The sequence below is a fragment of the Streptomyces sp. NPDC041970 genome, assembly GCF_055588985.1.
In genome coordinates, this window is sequence record NZ_JBVJCD010000049.1 from 22279 (window position 1) to 43904 (window position 21626).

Annotated in this window: 14 protein-coding genes and 1 riboswitch; of the genes, 1 reads left to right on the top strand and 13 read right to left on the bottom strand. The window is 73.4% G+C overall.

Annotated elements, in window-relative coordinates; genetic code table 11:
* Positions 1-85: 85 nt before the first annotated feature.
* The 9 genes from eno to ACZ6EJ_RS21650 all read right to left on the bottom strand — a co-directional run bounded on the left by eno (position 86) and on the right by ACZ6EJ_RS21650 (position 11462).
* Positions 86-1366 carry a phosphopyruvate hydratase gene (gene eno, locus ACZ6EJ_RS21610; protein ID WP_469269230.1) on the bottom strand — a complete coding sequence of 427 codons (1281 nt, stop codon included), beginning with the start codon at positions 1364-1366 and terminating at the stop codon, positions 86-88.
* Between the two features lie 306 nt (positions 1367-1672).
* Positions 1673-2392, bottom strand: a complete 720-nt coding sequence (locus ACZ6EJ_RS21615; protein ID WP_469269232.1) for a transglycosylase family protein — start codon at positions 2390-2392, stop codon at positions 1673-1675.
* A gap of 5 nt (positions 2393-2397) precedes the next feature.
* Positions 2398-2579: riboswitch (cyclic di-AMP (ydaO/yuaA leader) on the bottom strand.
* Between the two features lie 578 nt (positions 2580-3157).
* Positions 3158-4225: a transglycosylase family protein gene (locus ACZ6EJ_RS21620; RefSeq protein WP_469269234.1), complete on the bottom strand. Its 1068-nt coding sequence runs from the start codon at positions 4223-4225 to the stop codon at positions 3158-3160.
* A gap of 174 nt (positions 4226-4399) precedes the next feature.
* Positions 4400-5983, bottom strand: a complete 1584-nt coding sequence (locus ACZ6EJ_RS21625) for a cytochrome P450 family protein (RefSeq protein WP_469269235.1) — start codon at positions 5981-5983, stop codon at positions 4400-4402.
* Positions 5984-6251: 268 nt separating this feature from the next.
* A complete protein-coding gene (locus tag ACZ6EJ_RS21630) occupies positions 6252-7238 on the bottom strand; it encodes a nucleoside triphosphate pyrophosphohydrolase (RefSeq protein ID WP_469269237.1) in 987 nt (328 codons plus the stop codon).
* A gap of 64 nt (positions 7239-7302) precedes the next feature.
* Positions 7303-7959 (bottom strand): SurA N-terminal domain-containing protein, encoded by a 657-nt coding sequence (locus ACZ6EJ_RS21635; protein ID WP_469269239.1) that lies wholly within the window; start codon positions 7957-7959, stop codon positions 7303-7305.
* Positions 7960-8098: 139 nt separating this feature from the next.
* Positions 8099-9736, bottom strand: coding sequence for a serine/threonine-protein kinase (locus ACZ6EJ_RS21640; protein WP_469269241.1), 1638 nt, complete (start codon positions 9734-9736; stop codon positions 8099-8101).
* Positions 9733-10272, bottom strand: coding sequence for a hypothetical protein (locus ACZ6EJ_RS21645; protein ID WP_469269243.1), 540 nt, complete (start codon positions 10270-10272; stop codon positions 9733-9735). Before ACZ6EJ_RS21645 ends, ACZ6EJ_RS21640 begins: the two co-directional genes overlap by 4 nt.
* Positions 10273-10715: 443 nt before the next feature.
* The gene (locus ACZ6EJ_RS21650) at positions 10716-11462 is read right to left on the bottom strand and encodes an N-acetyltransferase (protein ID WP_469269244.1); all 747 of its coding nucleotides are present in this window, start codon (positions 11460-11462) and stop codon (positions 10716-10718) included.
* A 211-nt stretch (positions 11463-11673) separates the two neighbouring features.
* Between ACZ6EJ_RS21650 and ACZ6EJ_RS21655 the strand changes: the two genes are divergently transcribed.
* Positions 11674-12333 (top strand): hypothetical protein, encoded by a 660-nt coding sequence (locus tag ACZ6EJ_RS21655; RefSeq protein ID WP_469269245.1) that lies wholly within the window; start codon positions 11674-11676, stop codon positions 12331-12333.
* 67 nt (positions 12334-12400) lie between these two features.
* On the opposite strand, the gene ACZ6EJ_RS21660 is transcribed toward ACZ6EJ_RS21655, so the two are convergent.
* From ACZ6EJ_RS21660 to ACZ6EJ_RS21675, 4 genes are all read right to left on the bottom strand, one after another.
* A complete protein-coding gene (locus ACZ6EJ_RS21660) occupies positions 12401-13171 on the bottom strand; it encodes an HNH endonuclease family protein (RefSeq protein WP_469269247.1) in 771 nt (256 codons plus the stop codon).
* Positions 13172-13464: 293 nt separating this feature from the next.
* Positions 13465-16998, bottom strand: coding sequence for a transcription-repair coupling factor (mfd, locus tag ACZ6EJ_RS21665; protein WP_469269249.1), 3534 nt, complete (start codon positions 16996-16998; stop codon positions 13465-13467).
* Between the two features lie 618 nt (positions 16999-17616).
* Positions 17617-20202, bottom strand: a complete 2586-nt coding sequence (locus ACZ6EJ_RS21670) for an ABC transporter permease (RefSeq protein WP_469269251.1) — start codon at positions 20200-20202, stop codon at positions 17617-17619.
* Complete coding sequence (locus ACZ6EJ_RS21675) at positions 20199-20987, bottom strand: ABC transporter ATP-binding protein (protein ID WP_469269253.1); 789 nt, start codon at positions 20985-20987, stop codon at positions 20199-20201. Before ACZ6EJ_RS21675 ends, ACZ6EJ_RS21670 begins: the two co-directional genes overlap by 4 nt.
* Positions 20988-21626: the final 639 nt, after the last annotated feature.

Below are 21626 nucleotides of genomic sequence, written 5' to 3' on the forward strand. Positions count from 1 at the left end.
CGCACGTCCGTCCCCGCACACGGTACGGGACCGAGTGCGGGGACGGACGGAGGCTATGCCCTCGGCCCGGAACGGGCCGCCCGGATCAGCCCTTGAAGCGCGGGAACGCGGAGCGTCCCGCGTACACCGCGGCGTCGTCGAGGATCTCCTCGATGCGCAGGAGCTGGTTGTACTTGGCGACGCGGTCCGAGCGGGCCGGGGCGCCGGTCTTGATCTGGCCGCAGTTCACGGCGACGGCGAGGTCGGCGATGGTGACGTCCTCGGTCTCGCCGGAGCGGTGCGACATCATGCACTTGAAGCCGTTGCGCTGGGCCAGCTCGACGGCGTCCAGGGTCTCGGTCAGCGAACCGATCTGGTTGACCTTGACGAGCAGGGCGTTGGCGGAGCCCTCCTCGATGCCGCGGGCCAGGCGCTCCGGGTTGGTGACGAAGAGGTCGTCGCCGACGATCTGGACCTTGGCGCCCAGGCGGTCGGTGATGACCTTCCAGCCGGCCCAGTCGTCCTCGTACAGCGGGTCCTCGATGGAGACCAGCGGGTAGGCGGAGACGAGCTCCTCGTAGTACTCGGTCATCTCGGCGGCCGAGCGGGACTTGCCCTCGAACTCGTAGACGCCGTCCTTGTAGAACTCGGACGCGGCCACGTCGAGCGCGAGCGCGACATCGCGGCCGGGGACGTAGCCGGCTTCCTTGATGGCCTCGACGATGAGGTCCAGGGCGGCGCGGTTGGACTCCAGGTTCGGGGCGAAGCCGCCCTCGTCGCCGAGTCCGGTGGACAGGCCCTTGGTCTTGAGGACCTTCTTCAGGGTGTGGTAGATCTCCGCGCCCCAGCGCAGGGCCTCGGAGAAGGACTCCGCGCCGATCGGCGCGATCATGAACTCCTGGATATCCACGTTGGAGTCGGCGTGCGACCCGCCGTTGAGGATGTTCATCATCGGAACGGGCAGCAGGTGCGCGTTCGGGCCGCCGAGGTAGCGGAAGAGCGGCAGGTCGGACGCCTCGGAGGCGGCGTGCGCGACGGCGAGCGAGACGCCGAGGATGGCGTTGGCGCCGAGCGAGGCCTTGTTCTCGGTGGCGTCCAGGTCGAACATCGCCTGGTCGATCAGGCGCTGCTCGGTGGCGTCGTACCCGACCAGCTCCGGGCCGATCTGCTCGATGACGGCGAGGACGGCCTTCTCCACGCCCTTGCCCTGGTAGCGGTTGGGGTCGCCGTCACGAAGCTCGATGGCCTCGAACGCACCGGTGGAGGCGCCGGACGGAACAGCAGCACGACCGGTGCTGCCGTCGTCGAGGCCGACCTCGACCTCGACCGTGGGGTTCCCCCGTGAGTCGAGGATTTCCCTGGCTACGACGACGTCGATGGACGGCACGAGGCATCTCCTTCTGGGAATGACACTGGTTGTGCAGGGTCACGGTGGCCTTGCGACACGAGCCTAACCGGCGCGGCCCTCTCCGTCGGCCGACCGCCCGACTCCTGGGACGAAAAAGCACCCAAGGACCCTCATGACGGGACGAATCCCTGGAACCTACCGGGCGGTAACGACAAGAGGTGAACGGACCGCCCGCCCCCTCACCACGACCCCGGCCCGGCGCGCACGGGGGAGAGCGCGCCGGGCCGGGGGGCCGTGCGAGGGAGGGACCGCCGGACCCCTCCCTCCGGGGAGGAGAGACTCCGGTTACTTCAGGTGGAGCTGCTGACCGGGGAAGATCAGGTCGGCTTCCTCGACGATGTCGTCGTTGAGCTGGAAGAGCTTGCTCCAGCCGCCCTTGACGCCTTCCTTCTGAGCGATGGTGCTCAGGGTGTCGCCGGCCTTGACCTCGTACTCGCCGTCGCCCTTCTTGACCTTCTCGCCGGTCGGGGTGGTGACGGTCTTCTTGCTCTCGGCCCGCGGAGCGGTGCGCTGCTCGCTGCGCGTGGTGGGCTGCTCGGCCCGGCGCTCGGGCTGCGCCTGCCGCGGCTGCGCCTGCTCGGTCGACTTCTCGGACTGGCCGGAGCCGGCGTTCACACCGGGGTCCACACCGTCGTTGGTGAGGCCGCCCGCTCCGGCGCAGGCCCAGGCGCCCGGACCCTGCATGTCGAGCAGCTTCTCGGCGGTGGCGATCTGCTGGTCCTTGGAGGCCAGGTCGGCGCGCGAGGCGTACTGCGTACCGCCGGCGGCGGCCCAGCTCGACTGCGAGAACTGCAGCCCGCCGTAGTAGCCGTTGCCGGTGTTGATGGACCAGTTGCCGCCGGACTCGCACTGGGCGACGGCGTCCCAGGTCTCGACGGAGGCGGCGGAGGCGCCGGTCGCGCCCATCAGCGGCATGGCGACGGCGGCGCCGGCGACACCCGCCAGAGTGGCGACGCGGACGGCCTTGGACGGGCGGCGGTGCTTGCCCTTGCTGTTCAGCAGCATGGAACGTATCTCCTCACCGACGCCTACGAGGTGAGCTGTCGGGTTCGGGCTGATGAGTTGCCCGGACGCGCGACCTTGCGCACGTCTTCACCCCTAGCCGGTCCCGTCCGTCCCCGTCCTTCGACGAGGCGTCCGGACCCGGCGGCCTACCTGGGTCCCCCGCTCCTGCCTACGGCGCTTTACGCGTCTGTTCCCTTCGACCGACGGCAGGATTCGGCGTGACGGTCGACGGGGCCCGCGGTGCGAGCGGTTCCGACCGTAAACACAGGCAACCCCGACATTCAAAGATGGACATACACGGCAATCGCCACTTAGCTCCCCGCACTGACGGGTCGTTTCCGCAGGTCGGAGGCGATCTGGGCGGACCCGCCGGACGGAATCGGCCAGTTGAGGCAAAGAGATCCATGTCTCACTTACGCAAAAGCGGACATAGGCTGGTGAACTGCCGGGGATTTTCCCGGCTTTTCGCCCTGGGGAACCCGCGCGGGGAGCTGGGCGGGGGCGGTTGCGCGCTCCCGCACGAGAGGCTCTCGGGCTTCCGCGCGCGGGCTCACGCGTGAGGGCGCGTGCACGCGCCCGTAGGGGGCTCTTGCAGCGTGCGCGGGCGCGCGGGTTTCCCGTACGAGGGGCCCTCGGGCTTCCGTACGGGAGCGTGCGCGGGCTCACGCGCGCGGAGGTGCGCCGATACGCGGACGGGGCCCGCGCGGAAACCGCGTCGGGCCCCGCACAGGGCGCGCACAGGGGTCGCACAGGCCCCTCGGTACGTCAGTCGGCGGCGGGCGCTCCGGCGCTCTCCCGCTCGTCCCGCTCCGCCTGCTGACCCAGGCCCAGGTCCAGGCTCTGGCCGGGCAGGATCAGGTCCGGGTCGGAGCCGATGACGTCCTTGTTGGTCGCGTACAGGCCGCTCCAGCCGCCGGGCAGCTCGCGCGCGTCGGCGATCGCCCAGAGGCTGTCACCGGCCCGCACCGTGTACGCCCCGTCCGGGGTCGCGCCGTCCCGCGCGCCGTCCTCGCCCCGCGAGGCGTGCCGGCCGGACTCCCGTACGCCGTCGGGCCCGGCCGCCGGGCCGGTCTCCTCCGGGTCCGGGGCGCCCCGGTGCTTTCCGCCGGTGCGCTCGTCACCCGTCGAGGCGTCAGGCGCGGTGGAGGGCTCCACGGCGTCGGGGGCTCCCGTCGGCGCGGGCGGGGAGGTGGGGGTCGTGGCGGGGGCGGGCGTGCCGCTCCGCCGCTCCGTACGTCTCTCGTCCTTCGTACCGCCCTCGTCGGGCTCGACGGTTCCACTCTTCTCGCCGGACTCGCCGGACTCGCCGGACCCGCCGGACCCGCCGGACTCACCGGACCCGCCGGACCCGCCGGTTGCGCCCTTCTCGCCCGAACCGCCCGAAGTACCCGCTGTGTCCGTCCCGTCCGCGGGGTCGGCGGACGGCGTCGCGCCCGGATCGACGCCGGGCAGGGAGCCGTCCGCCACGAGGCCGGAGATGACCGCGCAACTGGGCCACGCCTTGGGCCCCCGGTCGGCCAGGACCTTCTCGGCTATGGCGATCTGCTGCGAGCGGCTGGCCAGGTCGGCGCGGGGCGCGTAGGACGTGCCGCCGTACGCCTCCCAGGTCTCCTGCGAGAACTGGAGGCCGCCGTAGTGGCCGTTGCCGAGGTCGGCGCTCCACATGCCGCCGCTCTCGCACTCCGCGACCCGGTCCCAGGTGGCGGCCTCCGCCGCGTGCGCGCCGCTCGCGCCGAGCAGCGGGATGGCGATGGCCGATCCGGCCACGCCTGCGGCGACGACGAGGGCGGGTGCCTGGCGAGGGCGGCGGTGTCGGCCGTTCGCGGAGCCCATGGGTATGCCTTCCGTGCGACTGACGAGCGGGTACTGGGCACCGGGCTCCGCCCCTGCGGGCGTGCGCCGGTACGCAGGTGACGCGTGGGCGACGAGCGACCGACGCGTCGAACCGTGAACCTAGCGGGACTCGAACGCGTGTCACAAGTCGATGCAGCGGAGATCACGTGCACATCACGGTGGTGACTGCGCGTCATCTTCCGTGCGGCGGCTGCCCGGTGTGAACGTCACCGGCAGGGTGCGCAACCCCCGCATGATGAGCCCGCCGCGCCAGCGCAGATCGGCCGGTTCCCCCGCGAGCCGCAGGTCCGGAAGGCGCTCCAGCAGGGTCGCCAGGGCGGTCTGGCCCTCCAGCCGGGCCAGCGGCGCCCCCAGGCAGTAGTGGATGCCGTGCCCGTAGCCGAGGTGCTGATTGTCACGCCGGGTCAGGTCCAGGACGTCCGGGTCCGCGAACCGCTCCGGGTCCCGGTCGGCCGCCGCCAGCACCACCAGGACGGGGTCCCCGGCGGCGATCCGGCAGCCGCCCAGCGTCAGCGGCTCGGTGGCGTACCGCCAGGTCGCGAGCTCCACCGGCCCGTCGAACCGCAGCAGCTCCTCGATCCCGGTCTCCAGCAGCCCGCTCTCCCCCGCGTCCAGGGAGGTCTGGAGCCGGGCGCGCTCCTCGGGGTGGCGGAGCAGGGCGTAGACGCCGTTGCCGATCAGGTTCACCGTCGTCTCGAAGCCGGCGAACAGCAGGATGAAGGCCATCGCGGCGGCCTCGTTCTCCGTGAGGTGCTCGCCGTGGTCGCTGGCCCGGATCAGACCGGAGATGAGGTCGTCGCCGGGGTTCTCCCGCTTGCGGTGGATGAGTTCGGCGAGGTAGCCGCGCATCTTCTTCACCGACCGGGCGACCCCGCCGCGCGGCCCGCCGCCGTGCCGGATCATCATGCCCGCCCAGTCCCGGAAGTCGTCCTGGTCCTCGCGCGGAACGCCGAGCAGGTCACAGATGGCGTAGATGGGGAGCGGGAAGGCGAAGTCGTGGATGAGGTCGGCCGAGCCCCGCTCCACGAAGTCGTCGATGAGCCGGTCCGTCAGCTCCTGCACGCGGGGCGCGAACTCCGCGATCCGGCGCGGGGTGAACGCCTTGGACACGAGCCGGCGCAGCCGTGTGTGGTCCGGCGGGTCGATGTTGAGCAGATGGGTCGTCAGCTCCGCGTTGCGCTCCCCCGGAATGCCCGTCTTGCCCTTGGCGTGCGCCGACTCCGCGTGGTGCACCGGGTTCTTGGAGAGCCGGGCGTCGGCGAGCGCCTGCCGGGCGTCCCCGTACCGGGTCACGAGCCAGGCCTCGACCCCGCTGGGCAACGCGGTGCGGTGCACGGGGCTGTGCTCGCGCAGCCAGGCGTAGGCGGGGTACGGGTCGGTGGCGAACTCCCAGGTGAAGAGGGCGGGGGCGGGCGGGGCGGCGGCTGCGCGGGGGCAGCCGGGGGGTGCGGGGGCGTCGGCGGTCGCGGGGGCTTCGGTGGGGCTGCCGGAGGTGGCGGGGGTGGCGGCTGCGCTGCCGGGCGTGGCCGGGGCGTCGGCGGGGCTGCCGGAGCGGCCGGGGCCCCCGGCGGAGGTGCCGGGCGTGGCCGGGGCGTCGGCGGAGGTGGCCGGGGGGTCGGCGGGGATGGCCGGGGCGTCGGCGGAGGTGGCCGGGGGGTCGGCGGGGGTGCCGGAGGTGGCGGGGGTGTCGGCGGGGGTGCCGGAGGTGGCGGGGGTGTCGGCGGGGCTGTCGTTCACCCCTCGACGGTATCGGGCGGCTCCTCCCCGGCCGCCCGCAGCCGCGTGGAGCGGAGCGCGGCCGTCCGGCTCCCGGTCCCGGCCGCCCGGTCCAGCCAGAACGACGGGACACGGATCCGCCGCGCGCACGGGCGGTCGGTGACCGGCGCGTGCGAGGCGGCCCGGCTTCGGCCCGCTCATGGTTCGGAGGCGGCCCGGCTCCGGTCCGGCCGCGGCTCGCCCGTCACCGGGACCAGCCCGCCGGACGCCCCCGCCGGCCCCGTACCGCTCAGCCCTCCGCCGCCACGATCGCATCGCGGTAGGCGCGGGCGGCGGTGCGCAGTGCGGCCTCCGGGTCGGCGCCGTCCGCCTCGGCGGCCGCGGCGAGGGCGAGGAGTTCGTGGCCGACCGTGTCGCCGGCGGGCAGCGGGACGTCCAGCCCGGCGGTGCGGACGCGGCCCGCGAGCTTCGCCGCGAGGGCCAGGGCGGGCTGGCCGAGCGGGACGCCCTCGGTGACCGAGGTGCGCTGCTTCTCGACCGCCTTGGTGCGCAGCCAGTGCGCGCGGACCTCCTCCGGGGTCTCGGCGCTCGCGTCGCCGAAGACGTGCGGGTGGCGGTGGATCAGCTTCTCGACGAGGCCGCCCGCGACGTCGTCGACGGAGAACGGCTCCTCCCCGTCCTCGGGGCGGCCGTCCTCCGCGATGCGCGCGTGCAGGACGACCTGGAGCAGGACGTCGCCCAACTCCTCGCGCAACTCGTCCCGGTCGCCGTCCTCGATCGCCTCGACCAGCTCGTACGCCTCCTCGATGGCGTACTTGGCCAGGCCCCGGTGCGTCTGTCGCGAGGTCCACGGGCACGTGCGGTGAATCCGGTCCATGACCTGGACCAGGTCCAGGAGGCGGGCGCCGGGCAGGTCGTAGGAGCCGGGAAGCAGCTCCAGGTCCGGCATCCGCACCCGGCCCGAGCCGCCGAGGCGGGCCAGGCCGTCGGTCAGGGCGCGGTCACCCTCGCCGCCGGCCAGGACGACGACGCTGCGGCCGCCCGCGCAGGCGTCGACCAGCTCACCGGCCGCGGGGGCGGCGTGTTCGACGGCGACGCCCGCCTCGCGCAGGTAGGGCAGGTGCGGGTGGTCCGGGTCGGCGCACAGGACCCGGTCGGCCGTGTGCAGCGCCTGCCAGGCCGGCCAGGACAGCAGGCCGGGCGCGACCCGGTGGCTGACGGTGAGCAGGACGAGGCGGCCGGGGTTCTGGGGGTCTGCGGGGTCTTCGGCGTTCACCCTGGGAACCTACCGCGCGCCCCGAGGGGCGCGGGCGCCCGCGGTCGGCCGGGTCCCGGCCGGTTCAGGCGCCGCCGCGGGGGTCCTGCGGGGTGGTCTCGGTGACCTGGGTGATCCAGGGGGCCTTGTACGCGCCGAGGCGCATCTCCTTGTCGTCCCAGGCGCCGAAGCGCGGGTTGACGTCGATGGCGAGCGCCTTCGACGCCGCCGCCAGCGCCTCGCCGACCGCCTTCTCCCCGGCGGGGGTCCCGAGGTCCGCGCCGAGCGCCTTCGCGAGCTTGGAGAGTTGGACCTGCTGGCGCATGTCGGCGTCGATCTGGTCCGGTGCGACCCAGCGCTGCCGGAGCATCATCGCCCGGAGCTGCTCCTCGCCGCCGTGGTCGGCGCGGTTGGCCAGCCGCGTCTCCTGGATCTCCTTGCGGGTGACCGTGACGCCCGCGTCCTCGGCGGCCCGGTCCAGGATGCGGCCGAAGATCAACCCGTGCAGCTTGGCGCGGTTGAGCTGGCCCGAGGCGGTGACCAGTTGGGCGCCCTGCGGGGCGTCCTTCTGGGCGCTGCGGACGGCCGCGGCGTCGGCCTGGACCGACGACACCTCGATCCGCTCGCCGCCGACGACGGCCGCGGCGCCGGGGTGGGCCTGGTCGCCGCAGGCCGCGAGGAGCGGCGCGGCGAGGAGGAGTGCGGCGGCGGTGGAGAGCGCGGTGCGACGACGGCGGTGCAAAGGAGCCTCCCGTGGAGAGTTTGTGCATCGGTGCACAAGGCCTTGCGGTGATCGATGGTAGGCAGTGGATGTGGCGTGTGCCACTGGTTCGACCAACGATTCGGGAGGAGTTGGGGATGTGGCCGGGGCACGGGGGGTGTCAGCCGCCGCGGACGTCCCGCTGGTGGCTCAGGAGGCGGCGCAGCTCCAGGGGGAGCGGGTGGTGCGGCCCGTAACCGCGCTCGGCGTCGAACAGCACGGCCTGGAGCTGGGCCCGGCCCGCCGTGTGGTCCCCGACCGCGAGGAGCAGTTGGCCGATGCGGTGGCGGATGTCGAGGGCGCGGCCGGGGTCGCGGGAGGCCGTCCCGTAGGCGTTCTCGTAGTACGGCAGGACCGCGCGGTACTCGCCGAGCGCGGCCGCGGCCTCCCCGAGCTGTTCGAGGCACTGGGCGGCGTCGTGGCGGAACTGGAGGACCTGGGCGTCGGCCGGTCCCGCCTCGGCGGCGCGGTCCTCGGCGAGGCGGCGCAGCTCGGGCAGGGCGCGGCGGTACTGGCCGTCGTCCATCAGGGTCGCCGCGTACTGCTTGCGCAGGATGCGGACGACGGGCGAGTGCTCGCCGTGCTCGGCCGCGGCGGCCGGGAGGGTGGCGCCGAGGATGTCCACGGCCTGCGTGATCCGGCCCTCCCCGAGCAGCCGCTTGACCTCGTCCACCGCCTGGGCCACGTCCGGCCGGGCGGGCGCGGGCGGGGTGTGCGGCGGGAGGACGGGGTACGGCGTGGCGTCCGGGCGGCCCGCCGGGGCGGCGGGGTACGGCGGCGGGGTGGGCGGAGCCGAGGGCGGCGGGACCGGGACGGCGAACGGCGGGGGCGCGGGGGGCGCGGCCCGGTCCGGCCACGGGGCGTGCGGGCGCAGGAACGGGCGGGTCGGGTCGAGCGGCCCGGCGGGGGCCCCGCGCGCGGGCAGCAGCGGGGCCAACTCCTCGTACACCTCCAGCGCGGACGCGGGCCGGGCCTGCGGGTCCTTGGCGAGCAGCCGCAGCACGAGCGCTTCGAGCGGGGCGGGGACCTCGGGACGGAGCCGCCGGACGGGGACCGGCGGCTCGTACAGGTGGCGGTGGAGCACGCCGAGCGCGGTGGACCCGGCGAACGGCACGTCCCCGCTGAGCAGTTCGTGCAGGAGCACGCCGAGGGCGTAGAGGTCGGTGTACGGGCCGACCGCGCCGCCCATCGCCTGCTCGGGGGCCATGTACGCCGGGGAGCCGATCGGTGTGCCGGTGTGCGTGAGCCGGGTGGTGTCGGTGTCGAGGACGGCGGCGACGCCCAGGTCGAGGACGGTGAGGGTGCCGTCGGGGCGGATCATCACGTTGCGGGGCTTGAGGTCGCGGTGGACGATCGGCACGGCGTGCACCGCGCACAGGACGGCGCAGAGCTGGGCGGCGACCGCGACGGCCCACGGCCAGGGGTAGGGGTCCCGCTCGGCCCGGTGGTCGGCGAGGTCCGCGCCCTCGACGTACTGCATGACCAGGTAGAGGTCGCCGCCGTCCTCGCCCGCGTCGTGCACGGTGACCAGGCCGGGGTGGTCGACCTGCGCGGTGACCCGGCACTCGCGGGCGAACCGGCGGTGCAGCTCGTCGGCCGCGTCGCTGCCGGCGGGCCCGGCGACCCGGTCCGGGCGCAGCAGCTTCACGGCGACGCGGCGGTCCAGGCGCCGGTCGTACGCGGTCCACACCTGGCCCATGCCGCCCTGGCCGAGGACGGACGCCAGCTCGTACCGGTCGGCGATGGTCCGGCCGCTCACCGGCTCCCGCCCTCCTTGCGGAGGTAGTCGCTCAGCTCGTCCAGCTCGGCCCTGACCTGGTCCAGGCGGCGGGGCGGGGGCGCCGGCGGCGGGGTCTGGACGGTGTACGGGTTGGGCTGGGCGGGGAACCGCTGGTACGCGGCCGGGGCGGCGTGTACGGGCAGGGGGCCGCGCACCGCGTGGTAGTGGCGGGTCTCCGCGTACAGGTAGTAGCTGATCACCGCGGCCATCATGCAGAGGAGCCAGGCGCACAGGACCGTCGCCTGGGCGTCGGACATGGCGTCGGGGTCGTCCGGGGTGGCCAGGATGAAGGCGAACAGCCCGGCGTTGAGGACGACCGCGGCCAGCAGCAGGGCCCAGTCGCGGGGCCTGCGGGTGACGAGCGCGAGCCGCAGCATGGCCACCCAGCCCAACATGCCGCAGCTCAGCACGGTCACCGCCACGAGGACCACGCGCACGGTGGCGAGCGTCGCCGAGGACGGCCGGGGCCGCGACGGCTGCGACTGCTGCTGCGGCGAGGGTCCGTAGCCGTGCATGTGCTGCTCCTGGAGGCGAATGGCGGACGTGTGCGATGAGCGTATACACCGGCGCCGACGAACCGGCCCCGGCGGTGCTCAACCGTTGTGGTGGGGCTCGCCGGTGAGGCCGTGCCGTCCGTCGGTCCGCGGCTGTCGCACCGCGTGCGGACCGGCCGTTCGTCGGGGCGCGCCGCCCCTTGCCGCGCCGCCCCTTGCCGCGCCGCCTCTTGCCGCACCGCCTCTTGCCGCACCGCCTCTTGCCGCGTCGCGTCTTGCCGCACCGCCCCTTGCCGCGTCGCCTCTTGCCGCGTCGCCTCTTGCCGCGTCGAGGGGCGCGTCGCCGGGGAGCGGCGCGGGTGTCGGCCACCGGTCCACGCGCGGCCCGGTGCGTACGGGCAGTCGACCCGCACCTCCCGACGGCCGCGCACCTCCCGACGGCCTCACGCCTCCCGGCGGCGGTGTCACACCCGGTGGCGCACCCAGACGTTGGGCTCGGTGTAGACGGCGTACCCGTGCGCGGCGGCGCAGTGCACCGGGACGAGCGCCCCCGGCACGTGCACCGGGCCGTCGGTGTCGAACGGCAGCCCGGTCCACTCCCGCCACTGCGCGAGCGTGCCGCTCACGGTCATCGACACCGGGGCGACCGAGTCGACGACCCCGCCGGCCCGGACGTGGACCCGCAGCCAGGGGTCCTCGGGCAGCCCGTCCTCGGGGCGGGTGAGCCGGGCGTACTCCTCCATCGGCAGTTCGGCCCGCAGGTGCTTGCCGCTCGGCCGCACCGGGGCGACGACCTCCCGGAAGCCGAGCCGCCGCGCGTTGTCGCGCAGCGCGGCGAGCATCCGACCGGACAGGCCCTTGCCCTGGTGACCGGTGGCCACCGTGATCTCGATCGCGCCCACGGTGTCCGGCGCCCGCCCGCGCCGCAGGTCCGAGAAGGCCCAGAGCAGCATCCGGTCCCAGCCCCCGGCCGGCAGACTCCCGCGTCCGGGAGCGTCCAGCGCGAACGGGACGCTGTAGGCACGGGCGACCACCGTGCCCTCCGCGTCGGTGGCGACCAGCACGTACCGCGGGAACTCGACCGCGATACGGGCGAAGTTGGCCCAGCCGACGATGTCCTCCAGGACGAACTCCGGCCAGGTGTCCGGCATCCCGTCGAGGGCGTCCGCGAGGTCGGGGCGCTCGGCGAGCGTGGTGATCTTGAGGTCCATGCGGCTCACCCTAGGGAGCCCGCACCGCCCCGAACAGCGATTATCCCCGCCGTCGGGCCGGGGCACGGGGGCCCGTGGGCGGGCCGGTCGGCCACCGCCCGGACAGCGGCCGGCCGCGGCCGGAACCGGTGCCCAGCGGCCGGAACCATGAGGTGTTCATGCCGCGTCCCCACCCGTGTCCGAGAACGAACACGGCTTGAGGAGTCCCTTGATGAACCCGCAAGGCACCACGCCGCCCCGCCCCCGGAGAGGTGCGGGATGTCTGCAGAGCCTGCTGGTGATCGCGCTGCTCCTCGGCCTCAGCTACGGGGCGTCCAAGGTCTTCGGAGATGACGACGCGTCCTCCTCCGCCTCCTCGTCGCCCACGTCCGCCTCGGACGGCAAGGGCGGTTCGTGGGAGATCGGCGACTGCGGCGGGCCCGACCCCGACAACGCGCCGGACGGCTACCGCGCCTTCGACTGCGACGAGTCCGGGGCGACGTTCAAGGCCCTGGAGGTCAAGAGCGCGAGCATCCTGCCCAACGCCATCCAGTGCCCGGCCGGCACCGACCTGATCATCCAGGTGTCGCGGGTCTTCGGCTCGGGCGACGACGCGAAGGGCGGCGGCATCCCCACCAACACCGTGTGCGGCCGCAACCTGTCCGGGGACCACCCCGGTGACGCGGGCGCCGGCGGCGGGCAGTTGGTCGACGGCGACTGCGTGACGTCGACCGCCAAGGAGATCGCCTGCGCCTCGGCCGGGTCGGACGCCTTCAAGGTGCTCGGCCTCGTCGACACGAAGGACCAGTGCCCGGCGGCGACCACCGAGCCGATGCAGTTGACCATGGCACTCGGCCGGCCGTTCAACGTCATCTGCGGCGGCAAGGTCTAGCCGTACGCCCGCGAACGCTCCGGCGGGGCCGCGCTCGCGGCTCCGCCGGACGGGCCCGCTCCCCCGGTCAGCCGCCGCACTGCGCGAGCATGGCCCGCTTGTCCGCGGCGGTGACGGGCAGCTCGTACTTCAGCGAGACCTGGGCGAACCGCACCGCGTACGAGCAGCGGACGGGCTTGTACGGCGGCAGCCAGGAGGCGGGGCCCGAGTCCCGCTTGGCGTTGTTGGCCGGGCCGTCCACCGGCAGGAGGTTGAGCGGGTCGTTGGCGATCTGCTCCCGCTTCGCCTCGTTCCAGCGGGAAGCGCCCATCTGCCAGTCGTAGGACAGCGGCATCACATGGTCGATCTGCACCTCGGTCGCCCGCTTCTTGCGCCAGGAGATCGTCCCACCGGTGTACGGGTCCTTGAGCGTCATCGCGACGACCACGCAGTTCGAACCCGACCGGTGCTCGACGTCCTCACCGTCGCGGGCCAGCAGGTCGTTGCGCGTGTCGCAGCCGTTCCGGGCGAGCGGGATCCCGTCGACCCCGTCCTTCCAGGCGTAACCGAACTTCCGCCGCTCGTAGCCGGTCTTCGGGCCGCGCCCCTTCGTCGCCACCTTCTCGATGACGCGCCGGGCGGCTGCCCGGTCCGCGTCGGAGGTGAGGGGCGCCAGCCCCGGCTTCGTACCGTCGGGGTTGTCCAGCGGGCTCGCCCCGAACCCCCCGCCGCCGCCCCGCACACCGCTCGACCCGCCCCCGTCCGCGGGGACTTCGCCGGGTCGGCACCCGGCCAGGGCCAGCACGACGCAGACGCTCAACGCGGGCAGGGCCGCTCGGTACGCACGGGGAGGTATCACAGGGAGCCATCCTGACGGGAGAGAGCCGGACGCCGGGAATCCTATGGGCGTCTTCCCCGCCGAACCGCTTCCATGACCGCCGGGCCACCGGTCGCCCGGACATGACGCCGTCCTGCGGATCGGCCCCGACCCACTGGCGGTGGCCGCCCTCCCGGAAGGGGAGGGCGGCCGCCCCCTCCCGCCTCAGCTCCGCGCCCTCAGCGGTACGGCCGTGCCGTCGCGGCCCCGGCGTCCCTCGCCGCCCCGGCGGCCCCGCCGGAGGACCGGGCGGGGCCGCCGCGGCGGGGCTCACATCACGAGCCCAGGATCGTCGTCAGGAACTCGCCCGTCCACGCCAGCAGCTCGCGGCCGATGACCGGCTTGCCGCCGATCCTGCCCGCCGTCGGGCGCGGGACCAGGATCTGGTGGGCGGTCGGCTTGATGACCGACTTGGGGTGCAGGCGCTTGAGGCGGAGCTCCTGGGACTCGCGCAACTCCACCGGGGCGAAGCGGATGTTGGAGCCCTGGAGCACGATCTCGCCGACGCCGCAGGCGCGGGCCAGCATCCGCAGCCCGGCCACCAGGAGGAGGTTCTCGACCGGCTCGGGCAGGGGGCCGTAGCGGTCGGTCAGCTCCTCGCGGACCGCGCGGATGTCGTCCTCCGACGCGGCCGAGGCGATCGCCCGGTACGCCTGGAGGCGCAGCCGCTCGCCGGGGGCGTAGTCGTGCGGGACGTGGGCGTCGACCGGCAGCTCGATCTTGACCTCCAACGGCGGCTCCTCCTCCGCGCCGCCCTCCATCTGGGCCCGGTAGTCGGCGACCGCCTCCCCGACCATGCGGACGTACAGGTCGAAGCCGACGCCCGCGATGTGGCCGGACTGCTCGCCGCCCAGGAGGTTGCCCGCGCCGCGGATCTCCAGGTCCTTCATCGCCACGTACATGCCCGCGCCCATCTCGGTGTGCTGGGCGATGGTCGCCAGGCGCTCGTGGGCCGTCTCGGTGAGCGGCTTCTCGGGGGGATACAGGAAGTAGGCGTACCCCCGGTCGCGGCCGCGCCCCACCCGGCCGCGCAACTGGTGCAGTTGGGAGAGGCCGAAGTTGTCGCCGCGCTCCACGATCAGCGTGTTGGCGTTGGAGATGTCGATGCCGGACTCGACGATCGTCGTGGAGACCAGGACATCGAACTTCTTCTCCCAGAAGTCCACCACCACCTGCTCCAGGGCCTGTTCGGACATCTGCCCGTGCGCCGTGGCGATCCGCGCCTCGGGGACGATCTCGCGCAGGCGGGCGGTGGCCCGGTCGATGGACTCGACCCGGTTGTGGATGTAGAAGACCTGGCCCTCGCGGAGCAGTTCGCGCCGGATGGCCGCGCCGATCTGCTTCTCCTCGTACGGCCCGACGAACGTGAGGACCGGGTGGCGCTCCTCCGGCGGAGTGGTGATCGTGGACATCTCGCGGATGCCGGTCACCGCCATCTCCAACGTACGGGGGATGGGCGTCGCGGACATCGTCAGCACGTCCACGTTGGCGCGGAGCTTCTTCAACTGCTCCTTGTGCTCGACGCCGAAGCGCTGCTCCTCGTCCACGATGACCAGGCCCAGGTCCTTGAACTTCGTCTCGGCCGAGAACAGCCGGTGCGTGCCGATGACCAGGTCGACCGAACCGTCCCTCAGCCCTTCGAGCGTCGCCTTCGACTCCGACTCCGACTGGAAGCGGCTCAGCGCCCTTACGTTGACGGGGAACTGGGAGTACCGCTCGGTGAAGGTGCCGTAGTGCTGCTGGACGAGGAGGGTGGTCGGGACGAGGACGGCCACCTGCTTGCCGTCCTGCACCGCCTTGAACGCGGCGCGAACCGCGATCTCCGTCTTGCCGTAGCCGACGTCGCCGCAGATGAGCCGGTCCATCGGGACCGTCTTCTCCATGTCCTCCTTGACCTCGGCGATCGTGGACAACTGGTCGGGGGTCTCCGCGTACGGGAACGCGTCCTCCAGCTCCCGCTGCCAGGGCGTGTCCGCGCCGAAGGCGTGGCCGGGGGCCGCCATCCGGGCCGAGTACAGCTTGATCAGGTCCGCGGCGATCTCCTTGACCGCCTTCTTCGCCCGCTGCTTCGTCTTCGTCCAGTCCGCGCCGCCGAGCCGGTGCAGGGTGGGCGCCTCGCCGCCGACGTACTTGGTGACCTGCTCCAACTGGTCGGTCGGGATGTACAGCCGGTCGCCGGGCTGGCCGCGCTTGGCGGGGGCGTACTCGACGAGCAGGTACTCGCGGGTCGCGCCCTGGACCGTGCGCTGCACCATCTCCACGTACCGGCCGACGCCGTGCTGCTCGTGGACGATGTAGTCGCCGGCCTCCAGGGTCAGCGGGTCGATCGTCTTCCGGCGGCGGGCCGGCATCCGGCCCAGGTCCTTGGTGGCGGTGCGCTGGCCGGTCAGGTCGGTCTCGGTGAGCACCGCGAGCTTCAGCGCCGGGTCGACGAAGCCCTGGTCGATGGCCCCGCAGGAGACGTGGACCAGGGAGGGCGAGATCTCGCCCAGGTCCGGGTCCAGGCGGGCCGGGACGCCCTCGCCGCTCAGCACCTCCACCGTGCGGGAGGCGAGGCCCTGGCCCTCGGTGACGTACACCGTGCGCCAGCCGTCGGCCAGCCAGCCCTTGGTGTCCGCGAGCGCGCGGGCGGTGTCGCCCCGGTACGCCTCCGGGGCGTGCATGGAGAGCTGGAGGGTGTCGCCGTCCGCGTCGGCGGCGTCGGCCGCGAACGGGGAGAGCGACCACCACATCATGCCCAGCTCGCGGGCGTGCTCCCGGACGTCCGCGATGCCCCGCAGCGAGGCCGCGCCCACGTCGATCGGGGCCTCGCCGCCGCCCGCGCTCGCCGCCCACGACGCCTGGAGGAACTCCTGGCTGGTGGCGACCAGGTCGGCGGCGCGCGTACGGACCCGCTCCGGGTCGCAGACCAGGGTCATCGCGTTCTCCGGCAGGACGTCGAGCAGCAGCTCCATCTCGTCGACCAGGACCGGGGCCAGCGACTCCATGCCCTCGACCGCGATGCCCTCCGCGATCTTGCCGAGCAGTTCGCCCAGCTCAGGGTGGGCCTCGGCGAGGGCGGCGGCCCGCTCGCGGACCTCGTCGGTCAGCAGCAGCTCACGGCAGGGCGGGGCCCACAGCCCGTGGGCGGCCACCTCCAGGGACCGCTGGTCCGCGATCTTGAAGTAGCGGATCTCCTCGACCTCGTCGCCCCAGAACTCGACCCGCAGGGGGTGCTCCTCGGTCGGCGGGAAGACGTCCAGAATCCCCCCGCGCACGGCGAACTCGCCGCGCTTCTCGACCAGCTCGACCCGTGTGTACGCGGCGGCCGCCAGCGCCTCCACCACCTCGCCCAGATCCGCGCTCCCCCCACTGCTCAGGGCCACCGGCTGGAGCTCGCCCAGCCCCTTGACCTGCGGCTGGAGCACGGAGCGGATCGGCGCGACCACCACCGAGACGGGGCCCGTCTCCGGGTCGTCCTCGCGCGGGTGGGCGAGGCGGCGCAGCACGGCGAGGCGGCGGCCCACGGTGTCCGAGCGGGGCGAGAGGCGCTCGTGCGGCAGGGTCTCCCAGGACGGGAACTCCGCCACGGTGTCCGGAGGCAGCAACGTGCGCAGCGCGGCCGCCAGGTCCTCGGCCTCCCGGCCGGTGGCGGTGACGGCCAGCACGGTCCGGCCGGTCTGCCGGGCCAGGGCGGCCACGGCGAACGGGCGCGCACCGGGCGGGCCCACCAGGTCGACGTGGCTCCGGTGGCCGTCCCCGGCTGCCTTCACCGCCTCGGAGAGGGCGGGGTCCGTAACGACGACATCCAGCAGACCGTGCAGGCTCATGGGGCTTCCGTCCGGGTGATCAGGGGTTGCTGGCAGCCGGCTGCTGCCAGGGGGCAACGCGAAGGGCCCGACACGTGGGACGGGCCGGGGGTTCCAGAGTACGACCCGGCGGTGACAGCCGCCCCCGCGACCGGCCGCCGAGGGGCGGTGCCGGGCCGCCTCCGGGACGGGCCGTCGCCGTGGCGGTGCCGGGCCACCCTCGGGACGGGCCGTCGCCGTGGCGGTGGTCGCGGGGGCGGCTGTCACCGCCCCGGCCGCCTCCGGGCCGACGCTGTGAGCGTCCCAGGGCGGTGGGTGCCGTAAGCGTCCGAGCGCTGCGGGCGCCGCGTGCGCCGCGCCCCCCATCCTGAAGGGCGGCGGGGCGTGTGACCCGAGGGGGCCGGGCTGGAGCGGGATGTGCGGCCGGCGGTCGAGGACGGAAGCGAGGCGGATGATCGGCGGCCGGGGGCAGGCCGGGGCCGCCTGGGTTTTCCGGCTCCCGGTGAAGCGTCGCGGGAGCGCGTCAGGCCTCGGGGGCAGGAAGAACACCCGAGGTCTGGCGCGGTCGTCCCAGGGGGGTGATGGGGGGCCGTCGCCGTCGTCGCGCGGCCCCCTCACCTCACCCGTTGCCGTCCTTCCTCACCCGTCCGTCGCGATGGCGTTCAGGACGTTCATCCGGCCCGCCCGGAAGGCCGGGACGAGAGCGGCGAACAGACCGACGAGCGCGGAGCAGGCGAAGACCGTCAGGATCGTCGGCCACGGGATCTCCAGGACCTCCAGCCCCTCCAGAGCGAGGAGCTTCTGGGCGGCGGTGCCCCAGCCCATCCCCAGGCCCAGCCCGAGCAGCGCGCCGAACAGGGCGATGACCACGGACTCCAGGCGTATCATCCGGCGCAACTGGCGACGGGAGAGCCCGATGGCGCGCATCAGGCCGATCTCTCGGGTCCGCTCGACCACCGACAGGGCGAGGGTGTTCACCACACCGAGCACCGCGACGATGATCGCCAGGGCGAGCAGCCCGTACACGATGTTCAGCAACTGGCCGACCTGGTCCTTCAGGTTCTCCTTGAAGTCGGCCTGGTTCTGCACCTGGTAGACCGGGTACGCGGCCAGGGCGCTCTTGAGCGCCTCGTACGCCTCCGTCTCCTTGCCCTCCTCGGCCTTGGCGAACATCACCACGTTCTGCGGCATCCGCTCGGCGGGGACGTAGGAGGCGGCCGTGGACAGGTTGACGTACATCGCGCCGCGGTCGATGTTGGTGTCGTCGGAGGTGATGGCCGCGACCGCCAGCTTCGCGGTCTTCCCCCCCGAGAAGGCGACGGTCAGGGTGTCCCCGACCTTGATCCCGTGCTGCTCGGCGTACGCGTCGCCGACGGACATGGCGTCCTTGCCGTACGCCTGGGCGAGGTCGCCGGAGACGACCGTACGGCGGACGTCCTGCTGGTACGTCGGGTCGGCGCCGACGAGGCCGTCGTCCTCCGTCGTGCCGTCCGGGGCGGTGATCTTCGCCTTGAAGAAGGCGTAGTCGGTCACGTGCTCCATACCGGGGGCGGCGTGCACGGCCTCGGCGGCCTGCGGCACGATCGGCCGCCCGGTGGAACCGTCCTGGACGATGTAGTCAGCGCCGACCGACCTGTCCAGCTCCTCGGTGGCCGAGGCGACCATGGACGACCCGACGACGGACAGGCAGGCCACGAGAGCGAGCCCGATCATCAGGGCCGCACCGGTCGCCCCCGTGCGCCGGGGGTTGCGCAGGGCGTTGCGCTCGGCCAGCCGACCGACCGGGCCGAACAGCCGCAGGACGACGACGCTGAGCGCCCGCACCACCACTCCGGCCAGCAGCGGGCCGATCACGATGAAGCCGATCAGGGTCAGCAGCACGCCCAGGCCCAGGAACGTCGAGCCCTCGGTCGCCTTGTCGGCCTGCGTCGTCGCCCACAAGGCCGCGGCGCCGGCCGCGGTGAGGACCAGGCCGATGCCCGCCCTGACCCGGCCCGACCGCCCGTCGGCAGGGGTCCCGGCGTCGCGGAGCGCCGCCATCGGGGAGATCTTGCCGGCCCGGCGCGCCGGGACGTACGCGGCGAGGACGGTGACGACGACGCCGAGCGCGAGACCGAGCACGGGGGTGGTCCAGGCGACGGTGAGGTCCTCGGTGGACAGCTCCATGCCCACGGCGCCCATGAGCTTCATGAGCCCGACCGCGATTCCGACGCCCGCGGCGACGCCGAGCACGGAGCCGACGATGCCGAGGAGGACCGCTTCCACCAGCACGGACCGGTTGACCTGCTTGCGGCTGGAGCCGATGGCCCGCATCAGGCCGATCTCGCGGGTCCGCTGGGCGACCAGCATGGAGAAGGTGTTGACGATGAGGAAGATGCCGACGAGGAAGGCGATCCCGGCGAAACCGAGCATCGCGTACTTCATGACGTCCAGGAAGGAGCCCATGGAGTCCTTGTTGGCGTCGGCGGCCTCCTGCTGGGTCTGGAGCTTGTACGCGGCGGCGCCGTCGAGGGCCGCGGCCACGTTCTGCTTGAGCCGGGTGTCGCTGACGCCGTCCTCGGCGGCCACCAGGACCTGGGTGAAGACGTCGGGCGCGCCGAGGAGGGTCTTCTGGGCGGTGGCGGTGTCGAGGTAGACCACGGCCGCGCCCGGATTGGTGACCGTGAAGGACGCGATGCCGCTGATCTTCGCCTTGACGTCACCGGTGGCGGCGATGGTGCGCAGCTCGTCGCCGAGGGCGAGGCCGTGCTTCTCCGCGGTGTCGGCGTCGACCATCATCTCGGTGGGGCCGCGGGGGGCGTGACCGGCGGTGATCTCCATCGACCGCAGGTCGTTCGCGGTCCAGTTGCTCGCGATGGTCGGGGCTCCGGTCTCGGAGCCCATGTTCTTGTTGTCGGCGTCGACGACGGTGACCGCGAGGGAGATGACGGCTCCCTCCGCCCTCTTCACCCCGTCGGCCCGCGCGACCTGCTGGACAAGAGAGGCGGGCAGCGAGGCGGGCTTGCCGTCGGCGGGCTGCTCGTCGCTCTCCTCGGCCCCCTTCGGGCTGACCGTGACGTCGGGCGACGACACGGCGAAGAGCTTGTCGAAGGTGGTGTTCATCGTGTCGGTGAACACGAGCGTGCCGCAGACGAACGCCACGGACAGCAGGACCGCCACGGCGGAGAGGGCCATCCGGCCCTTGTGCGCCAGGAAGTTGCGCATCGAGGTCTTCCACACGGTCATGACGTCCGCCCACGCGCGTCGAAGTGCTTCATGCGGTCGAGGACCTGCTCGGCGGTCGGCTCGTACATCTCGTCGACGATGGAGCCGTCCGCGAGATACAGCACCCGGTCCGCGTAGGAGGCGGCGACCGGATCGTGGGTGACCATGACGATGGTCTGGCCCAGCTCGTCGACCGACTTGCGGAGGAAGGACAGGACTTCCGCGCCGGCACGGGAGTCGAGGTTCCCCGTCGGCTCGTCGCCGAAGATGATCTCCGGGCGGGCCGCGAGCGCCCGGGCGACCGCGACGCGCTGCTGCTGACCGCCGGAGAGCTCCGTGGGGCGGTGCTTGAGCCGCTCGGCCAGCCCCACGGTCTCCACGACCTGCTGGAGCCAGGCGGCGTCGGGCCTGCGGCCCGCGATGTCCATCGGCAGCGTGATGTTCTCGATCGCGTTGAGCGTCGGAAGCAGGTTGAACGCCTGGAAGATGAACCCGATGCGGTCGCGCCGGAGTTGGGTGAGCTTCTTGTCCTTGAGCTTCGTTATCTCGGTCTCGTCGAGATAGATCTCGCCCGAGGTCACCGTGTCGAGCCCGGCCAGGCAGTGCATCAGGGTCGACTTGCCGGAGCCGGACGGGCCCATGATGGCGGTGAACTGCCCGCGGGCGATGTCCACGTCCACCCGGTCGAGCGCGACGACCCGCGTCTCACCGGTGCCGTACGCCTTCACGACCTGCCGCGCTCGCGCCGCGACGGCCGTACGCCCTCCAGTGCCCCCGTGCCTGGGAATGGTTACAGCCGTTGTCACGGTATATCTCCTATGTCGGTCAATGACTGGACGTCACCGGTTACAGCCCAAGTCTGGTTTCAGGAGGCGTTCCAGCGCGATGGTGCCTGGCACCCTCTTGGGGTGGGGTTATCCCCACCCTCCCCCGCTGCGCGCCGCGAGTGCGACGTAGGAACAGGTTAAGGAAGCACCCCTGTCGACCACCTCGTCCGCCGGGAGGAACGGGCCCCGGTCGCCATGAGGGGGTGGCCCCTAGGGGATGGCGGCCCCGTGGACCGCCACGCGTCAGGGGCGTCGGGGCCGGCGGACAGGCGGCGCTCAGGCCAGGGGCGGGCAACGCACCCCCTCTCCGCTGACACGCCCTCAGTTCCACGCGCCGCACACCCTGTCGGCGAACCCCTCCGGGCCCCGCGCACCTCCTCGGCGCCCTCCCCCGCCGGTCGTTCCGGGTGAGAGAGTGCCCCCGGAGATAGGTGCACGGGGAAGGAAACCGGTGGGCGGCACAGAGAGCACGGACCGCGCGAGCGACACGGAAGGCGGGGAGGCAGGCGGGCATACGGGGGGCATAGGCGGTGGGGGGGGGGGGGGGGGGGGCCCCCCCCCCCCCCCCCAACCCCCACCCCACCCACCCCCCCCCCCACACCCCCACCCCCCCCCCCC